The organism is Brucella pseudintermedia, from assembly GCF_008932435.1.
GTDB classification, from domain to species: Bacteria; Pseudomonadota; Alphaproteobacteria; order Rhizobiales; family Rhizobiaceae; genus Brucella; species Brucella pseudintermedia.
The window spans coordinates 43107-59080 of the sequence record NZ_WBWE01000014.1 but is presented as its reverse complement, the minus strand read 5'-3'; the positions used below and the strand labels follow the sequence as shown (position 1 = coordinate 59080).

The following is a 15974-nucleotide window of genomic DNA, read 5'->3' as shown; positions in this document are numbered from 1 at the left end:
TATGATTATTGGATGGTTACGCAGGAACATCAAATCTTAAGGAGCTCCGGCCCATGCGCCGTATCCAGTCGATTGCACGTAGCCCGATCGCTATCGCCCTTTTCATGTCGCTCGCCGTTGCCGGTTGCGCATCCAAGAAGAACCTCCCGAACAATGCCGGTGATCTGGGTCTCGGTGCAGGTGCCGCGACGCCGGGTTCCGCTCAGGACTTCACGGTCAATGTCGGCGACCGCATCTTCTTCGATCTCGATTCTTCGCTGATCCGCGCCGATGCGCAGCAGACGCTTTCCAAGCAGGCCCAGTGGCTGCAGCGTTATCCGCAGTACTCGATCACGATCGAAGGCCATGCAGACGAACGCGGCACGCGTGAATACAACCTCGCTCTCGGCCAGCGCCGTGCAGCCGCCACCCGCGACTTCCTCGCTTCCCGCGGCGTGCCGACCAACCGTATGCGCACCATCTCCTACGGCAACGAACGTCCGGTCGCAGTTTGCGACGCCGACTCGTGCTGGTCGCAGAACCGCCGCGCCGTCACCGTTCTCAACGGTGCAGGCAGCTAATCCGCGAGCATCGCATAGTGTTACGGAAAAGCGGCTTTCGGGCCGCTTTTTTCGTTTTGGACCGCATTTGCGGGCTTTCTGACAAACTTTGGCCGAAGTCACCCCTGTCATAGTGAGCGTCAAGATGCCTTCGCTTTTCGCATTTTGCGGCGCAAAACCGCTTCGCACTTTCGCTGGAAATGCTCTAAAAGCGGAGCTGATCGTGCGGCAAACGCATTCAGCGTCTGTTCAGGCGCGGCACTCGATCATCCGGGTCGCAGGAACCGGATGGATGAATTTGCAGGGGCAAAGGAATGAGGAAACCAATGAGGAAAGTGACGCTGGCAATTGCCATGCTGCCGCTTTTGGCGAGTGCTCCGGCTCTGGCGGCATCTGTTTCTTCGCAAGGGGAAATTCAGCTCGCGCAGGCAGGTGCTCCCGGCGGGGATCAGTTTTCGCAGCAGGTCTGCAATCTGGCGCATCAAAATGCCCAGTCCTATGCGCGCATCTTGCAGCTTCGCGACAAGATGCTGAAAATCCAGCGCGACAATGAAGCGCGTTTCCAGGCCTTGGAAAAGGGGCGCGGCGGGGCACCGCATCACGTCAGCATCGGCTCGACGGCAATTCTTGATGAAGCCATGCGGGACAATGGTAGCGGCGGCGGGCAGGGCGGCGGCTATCAGAGCCCCGGCTTGCAGCAGGAACTGGTGCGCAACCTGACTGGCAAGGTCGAGGATGTGGACGCCCAGATTTCGTTCACCGACAATCAGCTGCAAAAGACGCAGGAAGACAATGAGTTCCGGTTTGAAGAACTGGAAAAGAAGAATGGCATAACCTCGCCTGCTTCGAGCAGCGCAGCCCAGACCGCGCCCGCCGCGGCATCTCCGGGGGCCGATCTGTGCGCACAGGGCGTCGGCAATGCGGCCGCGATCGCGGACGCGTTGAGCGCGCGGGCGGAGGCCATGAACTTCCAGATCCTCGAAATGCAGGATCAGATGCAGAAAATGCAGGAAGCGAACGAAACCCGCTTCCAGTTTCTGGAAACCGGAAAACGGGCCGAGACGGATGTTCAGCAGGCTGGCGGCAATACGTCGCTGGCCGATGCCGGTTCGGATCAGGGCAACAACGGAAACCTCGATGGCGGGGTTTCCGAAGGCGCTTCGCAGACGGCGGCCAGCCAGCCTTCCAGCGCCGATTCCATGGCTATTGATTCGAATGCGCCCGCACAGGGCGGACCGGCACGCGGCGAGCCGCCGCAGACGCTGGGCTCCATCCGCTTCGACGCCAGTGGCAATGTAATCGGCGAAACACTCGACGCCACGCCGCGCGCGGTACAGCCGGGACCGGCTGCGGGCGGAACGGCGGCAGGCGATGCGGTTGCATCGCTTCCCACCGACGATAACCCCAATTCGCTCTATCAGGCGTCCTATCAATATCTGATGTCGGGCGACTACAAGGCAGCCGAAACCGGTTTCCGCGAGCATGTGAAGCGCTATCCGGCTGATCCCAACACGGCGGAAGCGCGCTTCTGGCTGGGGGAATCGCTTTACGGTCAGGGCCGCTATCCGGAAGCCGCCACCGTGTTCATCGATACGCAGCGCGATTATCCCGATTCCAAGCGCGCGCCGGAAAACATGTTCAAGCTCGGCATGACGCTGGAAAAAATGGATAATCGCGATGTCGCCTGCGCGACCTTCGCGCAGATTCCCGAACGTTACCCCAAGGCGGCGCCTGCCATATTGAAGCGGGTCGCCGACGAGCGCAGCCGTGCCAAATGTTAGGGTCAGAACCTGTTGGAGCGGGATGAATTCAGGTTGAATCGCCAACCGCTCCAGATTTTTGTTTGAGCATGATTTTATTCGCATGCTTTGATTGCGGAGTTATTTCGTGGGGCTTAGCCCAGGCAATATTTTCAAATTGTTCGAGCCATTCGGGTTTGGGCAGGCCAGGGCCGTGATTGCTGCTGTGTCGGGCGGCAGCGATTCTCTCGGGCTGCTTTTTCTTCTCCGGGATTACATGGCCACGCTCAAGCATCCACCGCGGCTGATTGCCGTGACTGTGGATCATCAATTGCGCGCAGAATCCAGCGCCGAGGCCGAAAATGTCGGCCGGCTCTGCCAGCGCTACGGGATTGAGCACCGTATCCTCACCTGGGACGAGGCGAAGCCTGCGAGCGGACTTGCCGCGGCGGCGCGCACGGCGCGCTATCGCCTGCTGTCGCAGGCGGCGCAGGATGCGGGTGCAGCCTTCATCGTCACCGGCCATACGCAGGACGACCAGATCGAAACCTTTCTGATGCGCAAGGAGCGCAGCGCCCATGCCGAGGCGCGGGGGCTTGCCGCCATGTCGCCGCGTTCGTTGCTGGGTGGTCTTGGACGGGAAGGATCGGTGGAGCTCGACCGCCCCCTGCTTTCCGTTTCCCGGCAAACCTTGCGCGATGAATTGCGGAAACGGGGCATTGAATGGGTCGATGATCCCAGCAATGCCAACACGGAATATGAACGTCCGCGGGTTCGTTTGGGCGCTGCCGCGAAGGCTGACCGGCAGGCTGTTCTCGACCGGATTGCCGAGGCTGGAGCCGCGCGCGAGCGGGACAATGCCGCGCTGATTGCTGCACTCGGCGACCCGGCGAGCCTGCGCATCGATGCGAACGGGGCCTTGCTGGTCGATCCGCAGCATTACGCGGCGCTCCCCGACAATGCGCGGCGGCTGTTTTCCGGACTGCTGGCGGCGATTGCCGGCGGACGCCGTTTCCTGCCGGGCGACAGCGAGCGCTCGCGCATCGAACGCGTTCTCTCGGGAGCGGACGACAATCGCCGCCTGACCGTGTTCGGCGCGCTGATCGAGCGGGGCGGGGAAGGTTCTCCGCACCGGTTCCTCCGTGAAAAACGCAATCTGCCCAAACTTCATCTGGAACCGGGCAAGCCAATCATCTGGGACGGGCGCTTCCGCTTTTTGAACGAAGGCTCGATCGATTTCGGACTTGCCGCACCGGGACGGCAGGAACTGGCCGATTTCCTCAAGGCGCGGGACATCGAGATCGACTCCCGCAAACGTGAGGCCCTGCTGGTTTCGCCGGCTCTTTACCGGGATGGCGGGCTTTTTGCCTTGCCGTTCCTGCCGGATGGAAATCTTCCGCAAGGCATTCATATCGAACGGCATTTTGCGATCTTCGATCACGTGCTGCCGGGGCACGATTTCGAGCTCGCAATGGCCGTTCAGGCCCGTATCGGGCGCGTCTGCGCGGAAATGTCCTAGAGCTGTTCCCGATTCAACAGAATCGCCAGGAACAGCTCCACCCTTGCTTTGACGCATTATCCTGCGCATCGAAGCGGGATAAGAAATCAGTCCAGTGGACTGATTTCCCCGCGCAGGCGCCTCGCACTTTTGCTGGAAATGCTCTTTTTGTAAACCAGAGTGCGAAGAATCGAAGATGCGGGGTCAAACGCGCCTTGGCAAGGCCATCCTTCGATCCTATGTTAGACCGAAACATCGTTCCGTGCCCGCGGAATGGCCGTGGTATCGATTGGACCCGATATGAATCCGAACTATCGCAACTTCGCCCTCTGGGCGATCATTGCTCTTCTTTTGATTGCGCTGTTCAACCTGTTCCAAAGCCCAGGTCAGCGCACCAATTCCCGTGAAGTTTCCTATTCGCAATTTATAGACGACGTATCCAACGGTCGCGTGAAATCGGTCACGATCACCGGCCAGCGGATTAGCGGCACTTTTGCTGACAATGGTTCGACCTTCCAGACCTATTCGCCGGGCGATACGGGTCTTGTCTCGCGCCTTGAAGAAAAGGGTGTCGCGATCACCGCACGCCCTGAAACGGACGGTTCCAGCTCGCTGATCGGCATTCTCCTGTCGTGGCTTCCGATGATCCTGATCCTCGGCGTGTGGATTTTCTTCATGCGCCAGATGCAGGGCGGATCACGCGGCGCGATGGGCTTCGGCAAGTCGAAGGCGAAGCTTCTCACCGAAGCGCATGGCCGCGTGACGTTCCAGGACGTTGCCGGCGTGGACGAAGCCAAGCAGGACCTTGAGGAAATCGTCGAATTCCTGCGCGATCCGCAGAAGTTCCAGCGTCTGGGCGGCAAGATCCCCCGCGGCGTGCTGCTCGTCGGCCCTCCCGGCACCGGTAAGACGCTGCTGGCGCGTTCGGTAGCGGGCGAAGCCAATGTGCCTTTCTTCACCATTTCCGGTTCGGACTTTGTTGAAATGTTCGTCGGTGTTGGTGCGAGCCGCGTCCGCGACATGTTCGAGCAGGCCAAGAAAAATGCGCCCTGCATCATCTTCATCGACGAAATCGACGCGGTTGGCCGTCATCGCGGCGCCGGTCTCGGCGGCGGCAATGACGAACGCGAACAGACGCTCAACCAGCTTCTGGTGGAGATGGACGGTTTTGAAGCCAACGAATCGATCATCCTGATCGCGGCAACCAACCGTCCCGATGTTCTCGATCCGGCGCTGCTGCGTCCGGGCCGTTTCGACCGTCAGGTCGTTGTGCCGAACCCGGATATTGTCGGGCGCGAACAGATTCTCAAAGTGCATGTGCGCAACGTGCCGCTTGCACCCAATGTCGATCTCAAGGTTGTCGCACGCGGAACGCCGGGCTTCTCCGGTGCCGATCTCGCCAACCTCGTCAACGAAGCCGCCCTCATGGCCGCACGCCGCAACAAGCGCCTTGTGACCATGCAGGAATTCGAGGACGCCAAGGACAAGATCATGATGGGCGCGGAACGCCGCTCCGCCATGACGCCGGAAGAAAAGGCCAATACGGCCTATCACGAGGCAGGCCACGCCATCGTCGCGCTCAACGTGCCGAAGGCCGATCCGGTGCACAAGGCAACGATCATTCCGCGTGGCCGCGCGCTGGGCATGGTGATGCAGCTTCCCGAAGGCGACCGTTATTCGGCCACCTATACGTGGATGGTGTCGCGTCTTGCCATCATGATGGGCGGTCGCGTGGCGGAAGAGCTGAAATTCGGCAAGGAAAACATCACGTCCGGTGCTTCCTCCGACATTCAGCAGGCCACCAAGCTTGCCCGTTCGATGGTGACGCAGTGGGGCTATTCCGACAAGCTTGGCCGCGTGGCCTATGGCGACAATCAGGAGGAAGTCTTCCTCGGCCATTCGGTGTCCCGCACGCAGAATATTTCGGAAGAAACCGCGCAGATCATCGATGCCGAAGTACGCCGCCTGATCGACGAGGCCTATGCCGAGGCGACCCGCATCCTGACCAAGAAGAAGAAGGACTGGGTCGCGCTTGCCGAAGGCCTGCTTGAATATGAAACGCTCTCGGGCGATGAGATCAAGGAACTGATCGCAGGCAACAAGCCGTCGCGTGATCAGGGCAACGATACGCCGTCGCGCGGTTCGGGCGTGCCGAAGGCCGGAAGCCCACGCAAGCGCAAGGGCAGCGAGCCCGGCAGCGAACCGGGCATGGAGCCGCAGCCGCAATAGGCTTCTTGAAACTGAATGGAGAAAGCCGGGCTTGTCCCGGCTTTCTTGTTATCCAGCTTTGTGGGGGCTGACCGCAAAGGCTCATTAAGGAATTCGGCGCATCATATTGTATCAGCATACGACTTTGGGTCCGGGAGTGTTGGACATTCCGCCAAAGGCGAAATTGCATTCGTGAGGGTTTTCGCGTTAAGAACAGCGAAATCCGCTGGCCGGTCAAACGGCAGCCATTGTTCGCCTGTGAGTTCGGGCGGCATATATTTGAAGACAGAGAGCGTTTCATGGCTCAGCGCAAGGCGAAACAAATGACACGGAAATATTTCGGAACCGATGGCATTCGCGGACAGGCAAACAGCTTTCCCATGACCCCGGAAGTCGCCATGAAAGTCGGCATGGCGGTCGGTCACATCTTCCGCCGCAAAGGTCAGGCTTCGCGCGTGGTGATCGGCAAGGATACGCGCCGTTCGGGCTATATGCTGGAGAATGCGCTGGTGGCCGGTTTCACCGCCGCTGGCATGGATGTGTTCCTGCTCGGCCCGATCCCGACGCCAGCCGTTGCGATGCTTTGTCGGTCGCTGCGCGCCGATATCGGCGTCATGATATCCGCGTCGCACAATCCATTCTACGATAACGGCATCAAGCTTTTCGGTCCGGACGGATACAAGCTTTCCGACGAGATCGAACTGAAGATCGAGGCAATGATCGACGGCGATCTTACCCCCTATCTCGCCAGTCATGGCGATGTCGGCCGCGCCAAGCGCGTTGACGGCGACATCTATCGCTATATCGAGTTTGCCAAGCGCACGCTGCCGCGCAACATCGACCTGAACGGCTTGCGCGTCGTGGTCGATTGCGCCAATGGCGCGGGCTACAAGGTGGCCCCTGCCGCCCTGTGGGAGCTGGGCGCGGAAGTCATCACCATCAATAATGAGCCGAACGGCATCAATATCAATGAGGATTGCGGTTCCACGCACCCCATCGGCCTGATGAAGAAGGTTCACGAAGTGCGCGCCGATGTGGGCATCGCGCTCGATGGCGATGCGGATCGCGTATTGCTGGTCGATGAAAACGGCACTGTCATCGACGGCGACCAGCTGATGGCCGTCATCGCCGAAAGCTGGGCGGCAAGTGACCGGCTCGAAGGCGGCGGTATCGTCGCGACCGTCATGTCCAATCTCGGTCTCGAGCGCTTCCTTGCCGACCGTCACCTGACGCTGGCCCGCACCAAGGTGGGCGACCGATATGTGGTCGAGCATATGCGCGAACATGGCTTCAATGTCGGTGGCGAGCAGTCGGGCCATATCGTCCTGTCCGATTTCGCGACGACGGGCGACGGCTTGATTTCCGCGCTGCAAATTCTTGCCGTCGCGCAGGAGCAGGGCAGGCCGATCAGCGAAGTCTGCCGCAAGTTCGATCCGGTGCCGCAGCTTCTGAAGAATGTGCGCACCGCTGGCGGCAAGCCGCTGGAAAACAAGCGCGTGAAGAGCGCAATCGACGAAGCAACCGAGCGTCTCGGCCATCAGGGCCGCCTGGTTATCCGTCCGTCCGGCACGGAGCCGCTCATCCGCGTCATGGCGGAAGGCGATGATCGCGGCTTGGTGGAAAAGGTCGTCAACGACATCATCGATGTGATCTCGTCCGAAGGCAGCGCTGCGGCCTGACCGCTTTCGGCGCAATTCAGCAATGGCGCGGGTTTTGTCCCGCGCTTTTTTTGTCTGGAACGCCTTCTTTATATTAGCAAGTGTTAATTAGTATGGTAAAAAAACAAGGTTAAGTTGTATTTAACTTTTACCGCATAGTCTTCCCCTCAAACATCCGTACCCGCCGCTTTTGCGGCGCGATTCTCCGATGGGGCAGACCTATGAAAAGTCTTACGAAAACTCTTTTTGCCGGTGTGGCGGCATCGGTTGCCCTGATGTCCACGGCACCTGTAACGCTGGCAGCGGATATTCTTGAGCCCGTGCCGGAAGTACCGGAAGTCGTCGTCGCTCCGCCTGCGGTTGGCGGCTGGTATCTGCGCGGCGATATCGGCTACTCCAAGGCCAAGTTCAAGGATGCGGATTACGCGACCATCGATAATTGCGATACCTGCGGCGGCGGTTCGCCGACCTTCGGCAGCAACACGCTTTATGGCGACCTGAAGGGTTCGTTCCTTGTGGGCGGCGGCGTCGGCTATCAGGTGACGGATTATTTCCGCACCGACCTGACGGTCGACTACATGACCCGCGCCAAGTTCGACGGCCATACCTATGGTTCGGCCTGTAACGGCGATATCAACTGCGCATCCGACGAGCGCAGCCGTTTCTCTGCACTTTCCATTCTGGCTAATGCCTATGTCGATCTGGGCAATTTCGCCGGCTTCACGCCTTATGTCGGCGCCGGTATCGGCGGCACCCGCGTGAAGTGGGGCGATCTCGACGATGTTCGTTATGGCGGCACGCAGGAAGGCGCTGCCAATTGGCGCTTTACCTATGCGCTCATGGCCGGTGCATCGGTCGATCTCACGCATAATCTCAAGCTCGATGCGGGCTATCGCTATCGCCATATCAACGGCGGCAAGATGTTCGAGGGCAACCAGTGGATCGGTGACGGTTACGACAAGGGCATGAATGTGCACGATGTGCGCGTCGGCCTGCGCTACATGTTTGGCGGCGCGGCTCCTGCCTATGCCCCGCAGCAGGCTTCGACCATCGTGGACGGCCCGGTTTACAAGTAAAAAGCAAATCCCGAAACGAACAAAGGCCCGGTTATCCGGGCCTTTGTTCGTTTAGAAATACGGTAAACATATCCCTATATTTATGTGATCTTAACCATGTTCATTCATACATGATGATACATTCATAAGCGGGGATTTCATCATGTACATGCAATGGCGCGCTTTCTGTTCGTCGGCCGCACTGCTGGCCGGGTTCTGCATCGCATCGCAGTCCTTTGCCGCCGATCTCGATATGATCAGCTATGAGCCGGGCGCTCCGGCGCAGCAGCCGGTAGAGGTCGGCTCCGGCTGGTATTTGCGCGGCGACATAGGCTACAACATCTCCTCCAAGGCCAGGCTTCAGGCGGAGACACCTTTCGGGAGCGCGTCCGAGAGCTTTGATCTGGACAAGAATGTCGTGCCTTCCATCGGCATCGGCTATCAGTTCACGGATAATCTGCGCGGCGACGTGACGTTCGGCTATTCCAAGCAGGGCTTCGATGATCTGGACGTCGACGTTCGCAGCTGGGACATAATGGCCAATGCCTATGTCGATCTTGGCAATTATTCCGGTTTCACGCCTTATCTGGGCGCCGGTCTCGGCTTTGCCAATGTTCGTTATTCCATCAATACGGCCTATGGCGACTACAAGATGGACGATGATTATCGTCTTGCCTGGGCGCTGATGGCGGGTGTGGGCATCGATGTGGCCTCCAACGTCAAGCTCGATGTCGGCTATCGCTATGGCGTCATCGAGGGCGCGGATATTGCGAGTGCGGCAGGCATCACCCTGAGCGACAAGGATATCCAGTCCCATCAGCTGCGCGCAGGTGTGCGCTTCACGACCTGGTAATAGCAGCGGGCCTTTTGGCCCGCTTTCCAGTTCATTTGTTTCAGCTCCATCGAATTTTTCGTTTTCATATGCGCACCGAATCCTTACAGGTGACAGAACGCGTCGAATGCGTGTCCTGAAAAGGGGAGGGTCATGAAAGCAATCGCAGCATTTTCAGATTTCGTAGGCCGGACTTTTGCTGTCTGGGTCATTATTTTCGCCGTACTCGGCTTCCTGTTGCCATCCACATTCAGCGTCTTCGCGCCATGGATCGTGGTGCTGCTTGGCATCATCATGTTCGGCATGGGCCTGACCATTTCCGGCAAGGATTTTGCCGAAGTCGCCAAGCGGCCTTTCGATGTCGCCATCGGCGTGCTGGCGCAGTTCATCATCATGCCGCTTCTTGCCGTGTTGCTGACGCGCATCATCCCGATGTCGCCGGAAGTGGCGGCGGGCGTGATCCTTGTCGGCTGCTGCCCCGGCGGCACGGCTTCCAACGTCATGACCTATCTGTCGAAGGGCGATGTGGCGCTCAGCGTTGCATGCACCAGCGTCACCACGCTGCTGGCGCCGCTGGTCACGCCATTCCTCGTCTGGTTCTTCGCCAGCCAGTATCTGCCGGTCGATGCGATGAGCATGTTCATCAGCATCGTGAAGGTGATCCTCGTGCCGCTGGCGCTGGGCTTCGTCTTGCAGAAGCTGGTGCCGGGGCTGGTCAAGGCTGCGGTGCCCATGCTGCCGCTGGTTTCGGTCATCGGCATCGTGCTGATCGTCGCCGCCGTGGTCGCGGTCAACAAGGCGGCCATCGCGCAGTCCGGCCTGCTGATCTTCGCGGTTGTGTTCCTGCACAACGGATTCGGCTTGCTGCTCGGCTATTTCGCGGCGCGTTTCGCTGGCCTGTCGCTTGCCAAGCGCAAGGCAATCAGCATCGAGGTCGGCATGCAGAACAGCGGCCTTGGCGCTGCGCTCGCCAATGCGCATTTCTCGCCGCTGGCGGCGGTGCCGAGCGCGGTCTTCAGCGTGTGGCACAATATTTCCGGCGCGCTGATCGCGAGCTATTATGCGCGCATGGAAGATGATGCTTCCGAAACGCAGACGGCGACGCGATAACGAAATTCTATCCGCCCGGAGCAATCCGGGCGGGTTTGATGAAAATATTCCACGAATGGCGTATTGAGGAAGAATGCGCTTTCGGCTATCCCGGTAAGTGGGCCACGTCTCCCCAACGAGACGCGTGCTATCTGAGAGGATAGAAACAACATGACGACGATTGCGAAGCCGGCAGTTCGCCCGGCTAATCCTAATTTTTCATCCGGTCCCTGTGCAAAACGTCCCGGCTGGTCGCTGAATGCGCTGGTCGATGCGGCGCTTGGCCGTTCGCACCGCGCGAAAATCGGCAAGAACAAGCTCAAAGAGGCCATTGATCTCACCCGGGAAGTGCTGCAGGTGCCTGCCGATTACCGCATCGGCATCGTGCCCGCTTCCGATACCGGCGCTGTCGAAATGGCGCTGTGGTCCATGCTCGGCGCGCGCGGCGTCGATATGGTCGCATGGGAAAGCTTTGGTTCGGGCTGGGTGACGGATGTGACCAAGCAGCTCAAGCTCGAAGATGTGCGCACCTTCGAGGCGCCTTACGGCGAGATTGTCGATTTCAGCCAAGTCGATTTCGACCGCGATGTGGTCTTCACCTGGAACGGCACCACATCGGGCGCGCGCGTGCCAAACGCTGATTTCATTCCGGCTGACCGCAAGGGCCTCACCTTCTGCGATGCGACCTCTGCCGCTTTCGCGCAGCGTCTCGATTTCGCGAAACTCGATGTCGTCACCTTCTCCTGGCAGAAGGTGCTGGGCGGCGAGGGCGCGCATGGCGTCCTGATCCTCAGCCCGCGGGCTGTCGAGCGGCTGGAAAGCTACAAGCCTGCATGGCCGCTGCCGAAGATTTTCCGCATGACCAAGGGCGGCAAGCTGATCGAGGGCATTTTCGTCGGCGAAACTATCAACACGCCGTCCATGCTCTGCGTGGAAGATTATCTCGACGCGTTGAAATGGGCGAAATCGCTCGGCGGTCTCGATGCGCTGGTTGCGCGTGCCGATGCGAATTTCGCTGTCCTGAACGATTTCGTGGAAAGGACGCCGTGGATCGCCAATCTGGCCGTGAAGCCGGAAACGCGCTCCAACACCTCTGTCTGCCTCACCATTGTCGACCCGGAAGTGACCACCCTGTCAGCCGACGAGCAGGCCGCTTTCGCCAAGTGCATCGTCACCGCGCTCGACAAGGAAGGCGTTGCCTATGATATCGGCGCCTATCGCGACGCCCCTTCGGGCCTGCGCATCTGGGCCGGTGCGACGGTGGAAGCTTCCGATCTGGAAGCGCTGACGCATTGGCTGGATTGGGCTTTTGCAACGCAGAAAGCTGCGCTGAAAGCGGCTGCCTGAGTATTTCATGCATGACGCCGTGGTCCGCGTTGGGGCGGCCACGGTCCGCATCCCCCATTATTCATAGCATTTCCTGAGTGAGAACGGTCTGCGTCATCGCAGGAAATGCATGGTCTGAAAATGTTTGAAGGAGGCCTCCATGGCACCTCGCGTTCTCGTATCCGACAAGCTTTCGCCCACTGCCGTCCAGATTTTCAAGGATCGCGGCGTGGAAGTCGATTACCTGCCCGATCTCGGCAAGGACAAGGAAAAGCTTCTCGAAGTCATCGGCGAATATGACGGTCTGGCGATCCGTTCGGCCACCAAGGTCACGGAAAAGCTGATCGCCGCCGCCAAGAAGCTCAAGGTCGTCGGCCGCGCCGGTATTGGCGTCGACAATGTCGATATTCCGGCGGCGTCGCGCCGCGGTATCATCGTCATGAACACGCCGTTCGGTAATTCGATCACCACCGCCGAACACGCTATCGCGCTGATGTTCGCTGTCGCCCGCCAGTTGCCGGAGGCCGACACATCCACCCGTGCAGGCAAGTGGGAAAAGAACCGCTTCATGGGCGTGGAAATCACCGGCAAGACGCTGGGCGTCGTCGGCTGCGGCAATATCGGTTCGATTGTCGCGACCCGCGCCATCGGCCTGAAAATGCATGTGGTCGCTTTCGATCCGTTCCTGTCGGAAGCCCGCGCGCAGGAACTGGGCGTGGAAAAGGTCGAGCTGGACGAGCTGCTCGCCCGCGCCGATTTCATCACGCTGCACACGCCATTGACCGACAAGACGCGGAATATCATCAACGCGGAAAACCTCGCCAAGACCAAGCCGGGCGTGCGCATCGTCAATTGCGCGCGCGGTGGCCTGATCGTGGAAAAGGATCTGGTGGCGGCGCTGAAATCCGGCCATGTGGCAGGGGCAGGCATCGACGTCTATGAAACGGAACCGGCGACGGAGAACGAACTTTTCTCGCTGCCCAATGTCGTCTGCACGCCGCATCTTGGCGCGTCGACGGCGGAAGCGCAGGAAAATGTCGCGCTTCAGGTGGCCGAACAGATGTCGGACTATCTGGTCAAGGGGGCTGTTTCCAACGCCATCAACATGCCGTCGATCACGGCGGAGGAAGCGCCGCGCCTGAAACCATTCGTGAAGCTTGCCGATGTGCTCGGCGCTTTCGTCGGTCAGGTGACGGACGAGCCCATTCAGGAAGTGGAAGTGCTGTTCGATGGCGCCACAGCCACCATGAACACACGCGCGCTCCTGAGCGCGGCTCTGGCCGGTCTCATCCGTCCGCAGGTTGCCGATGTCAACATGGTTTCCGCGCCGATCATGGTGAAGGAACGCGGCATCATCGTCTCGGAAGTCAAGCGCGACAAGTCCGGCATTTTCGACGGCTATATCAAGCTGACGGTGAAGACGACGCTCCGTGAGCGCTCCATCGCGGGCACCTGCTTCTCGGACGGCAAGCCGCGCTTTATCCAGATCAAGGGGATCAATCTCGATGCCGAGGTCGGCCCGCACATGCTTTACGTCACCAACAAGGATGTTCCGGGCATGATCGGCCTGCTTGGCACGATCTGCGGCAAGCACAATATCAACATTGCAAACTTCTCGCTCGGGCGCGACCATCCGGGTGGCGACGCGATTGCCATGCTCTATGTGGATGAACAGATTCCACAGGCGGCACTTGACGAACTGACGGCTCAAGAGGCAATCAAGGCGGCAACACCGCTTGAGTTCAACGTCGGAGAAGTTTGAGAAAATGGTTGATGAGATGGTACAGCCGGAATGGCGCCACATGCACGAGCAGGATATTGCGAGCGTGACTGCGGTTGCCAATGTTGTCCATCTCGATTTCTTTGAAGATGAGGCGGTCTTCCGGGACCGCTTCAAACTCTATCCGGCAGGCTGCTTCGTGCTGGCCCGCGAGAACGAGGTTTTGGGCTATGGCGTCAGCCATCCCTGGAAGCTCGATACGGTTCCGGCCCTCAACGCCGTTCTGGGCGAACTGCCGGACGATACCAACACCTATTACATCCACGATATCGCGCTTCTGCCTGAAGCCCGCTCCAGCGGAGCGGCCACCCGCGTTGTCGAACTGATGGCCTTGCAGGCCGAACGTGACGGCTTCGTCACCATGGCGCTCGTTGCCGTCAACGGCTCGCAGGGTTTTTGGGAAAAGAAGGGCTTTGTCGTCCGCGACATCCCGGCGCTTGAGGAAAAGCTGAAAAGCTATTCGGAGGATGCGCTTTATATGGTCCGCGCCGGTTAGAGCACATCCCGAAAAGTGGGAACCGGTTTTCGGATCAGATGTGCGTTAAAAAACTCGCGGATGTTCCGCTCCGGGTCTCAAATCCCACCATTTTCGCTACGCCATAAACGGAATCTCGACCGACGCTCAGCGCCCTTCGTTCGAGACGTGTTCAAAAATCGCGAATTTCTTGCACGAAAGAGTCGCGCAATCCCGTTTCAATCTGTATAGAGACGAGGGATCAGCACCCCGTTGCCATTGATGGCGATGACCGGGCCGCTTCGATCCTTGGATTTTCAATAGAAGCCAAGGAGTTTCTTCAATGGCAAATGTGGTTGTCGTCGGGTCGCAATGGGGCGACGAGGGCAAGGGTAAGATCGTTGACTGGCTGTCCGAACGCGCCGATGTCATCGTGCGCTATCAGGGCGGGCATAACGCAGGTCATACGCTGGTCATCGACGGCATCAGCTACAAGCTTTCGCTGCTGCCATCCGGCCTCGTGCGCGGCAAGCTCAGCGTCATCGGCAATGGCGTCGTTGTCGATCCGCATCATTTCGTCGCCGAAGTCGAGAAGCTGCGCGCGCAGGGCATCGACATCAATCCCGAAGTGCTGCGCATTGCCGAAAATGCACCGCTCATCCTGTCCATCCATCGCGATCTCGACGCCATGCGCGAAGGCTCCAATTCGGGCCTCAAGATCGGCACCACCAAGCGCGGCATCGGCCCTGCCTATGAAGACAAGGTTGGCCGTCGCGCCATCCGCGTCATCGATCTGGCCGAGCCGGAAACGCTGGAGCCGAAGGTCGAACGCCTGCTCGCGCACCACAATCTGCTGCGTCGCGGCATGGGCCTTGAGGAAATCGCGGTCGAAACCATCCTGACCGAACTGACCTCGGTTGCCGACCAGATCCTGCCTTATATCGATCAGGTCTGGCGCGTGCTCGACGAACGCCGCAAGGCAGGCGACCGCATCCTGTTCGAAGGCGCGCAGGGTGCATTGCTCGACAACGACCACGGTACCTATCCGTTCGTGACGTCTTCCAACACGGTTGCCGGTCAGGCTGCCGCCGGTTCGGGCCTTGGCCCGACGGCCATCGGCTATGTGCTGGGCATCACCAAGGCTTACACGACCCGCGTGGGCGAGGGGCCTTTCCCGACCGAGCTGAACGACGAGATCGGCGAATTCCTCGGCACCAAGGGCCATGAGTTCGGCGTGGTGACGGGCCGCAAGCGCCGCTGCGGCTGGTTCGACGCCGTGATCGTGCGCCAGACGGTTCGTACCTCCGGCATCACCGGCATCGCGCTGACCAAGCTCGACGTTCTCGACGGTCTCGACGAAATCAAGATCTGCGTCGCCTATGAGCTCGACGGCAAGCGCATCGACTATCTGCCGTCCTCCATGGGCGCGCAGGCCCGCGTGAAGCCGATCTATGAAACGCTGCCCGGCTGGTCGGAAACGACCGCAGGCGCGCGTTCGTGGAACGATCTCCCGGCGCAGGCCGTCAAATATGTCCGCCACATCGAAGAACTGATCGGCGCGCCGGTGGCGATGCTCTCCACCAGCCCGGAACGCGAAGACACCATTCTCGTCACCGATCCGTTCCACGACTGATCGCGTTTTCAGAAACAACGCTTGTTCGGAGTGGCGTTCCCGGAAGGCCGCTCCGAATTCGTTTATATGGGCGGTGCCCAGTATCAAAAGCGCCGTCGCAGGGTGATTTGCCACTATTTCACCGCATCGGTTTGAAAGTCTTCGCTAAATCGTAGCCGGAGAC

12 protein-coding genes are annotated in these 15974 nt (G+C 59.6%); all 12 read left to right on the top strand.

All coding sequences use genetic code 11. From position 1 onward, the window contains the following. The first annotated feature begins 53 nt into the window (after window positions 1-53). Window positions 54-560 (top strand): peptidoglycan-associated lipoprotein Pal, encoded by a 507-nt coding sequence (gene pal / locus F9K78_RS17910; protein WP_006473326.1) that lies wholly within the window; start codon window positions 54-56, stop codon window positions 558-560. A gap of 293 nt (window positions 561-853) precedes the next feature. After that, entirely contained in the window at window positions 854-2320 is a 1467-nt protein-coding gene (gene ybgF, locus F9K78_RS17905) for a tol-pal system protein YbgF (protein WP_121986125.1), read from the top strand. 106 nt (window positions 2321-2426) lie between these two features. After that, window positions 2427-3797, top strand: coding sequence for a tRNA lysidine(34) synthetase TilS (gene tilS, locus F9K78_RS17900; protein ID WP_121986124.1), 1371 nt, complete (start codon window positions 2427-2429; stop codon window positions 3795-3797). 279 nt (window positions 3798-4076) lie between these two features. Then, window positions 4077-6005 carry an ATP-dependent zinc metalloprotease FtsH gene (gene ftsH / locus F9K78_RS17895; RefSeq protein WP_121986185.1) on the top strand — a complete coding sequence of 643 codons (1929 nt, stop codon included), beginning with the start codon at window positions 4077-4079 and terminating at the stop codon, window positions 6003-6005. A gap of 302 nt (window positions 6006-6307) precedes the next feature. Further along, window positions 6308-7663 carry a phosphoglucosamine mutase gene (gene glmM, locus F9K78_RS17890; RefSeq protein ID WP_121983411.1) on the top strand — a complete coding sequence of 452 codons (1356 nt, stop codon included), beginning with the start codon at window positions 6308-6310 and terminating at the stop codon, window positions 7661-7663. A 200-nt stretch (window positions 7664-7863) separates the two neighbouring features. Then, entirely contained in the window at window positions 7864-8718 is an 855-nt protein-coding gene (locus tag F9K78_RS17885; protein WP_121983316.1) for an outer membrane protein, read from the top strand. A 142-nt stretch (window positions 8719-8860) separates the two neighbouring features. Next, complete coding sequence (locus F9K78_RS17880; protein WP_121983315.1) at window positions 8861-9550, top strand: outer membrane protein; 690 nt, start codon at window positions 8861-8863, stop codon at window positions 9548-9550. A gap of 132 nt (window positions 9551-9682) precedes the next feature. Then, window positions 9683-10639, top strand: coding sequence for a bile acid:sodium symporter family protein (locus tag F9K78_RS17875; protein ID WP_121986123.1), 957 nt, complete (start codon window positions 9683-9685; stop codon window positions 10637-10639). A gap of 150 nt (window positions 10640-10789) precedes the next feature. After that, window positions 10790-11965, top strand: a complete 1176-nt coding sequence (locus F9K78_RS17870; RefSeq protein WP_151682530.1) for a phosphoserine transaminase — start codon at window positions 10790-10792, stop codon at window positions 11963-11965. A 139-nt stretch (window positions 11966-12104) separates the two neighbouring features. Continuing rightward, window positions 12105-13706 carry a phosphoglycerate dehydrogenase gene (serA, locus tag F9K78_RS17865; protein ID WP_121986121.1) on the top strand — a complete coding sequence of 534 codons (1602 nt, stop codon included), beginning with the start codon at window positions 12105-12107 and terminating at the stop codon, window positions 13704-13706. Between the two features lie 4 nt (window positions 13707-13710). Next, window positions 13711-14220, top strand: a complete 510-nt coding sequence (locus F9K78_RS17860) for a GNAT family N-acetyltransferase (RefSeq protein ID WP_121983312.1) — start codon at window positions 13711-13713, stop codon at window positions 14218-14220. Between the two features lie 301 nt (window positions 14221-14521). After that, entirely contained in the window at window positions 14522-15811 is a 1290-nt protein-coding gene (locus F9K78_RS17855) for an adenylosuccinate synthase (RefSeq protein WP_121983311.1), read from the top strand. Window positions 15812-15974 lie beyond the last annotated feature (163 nt).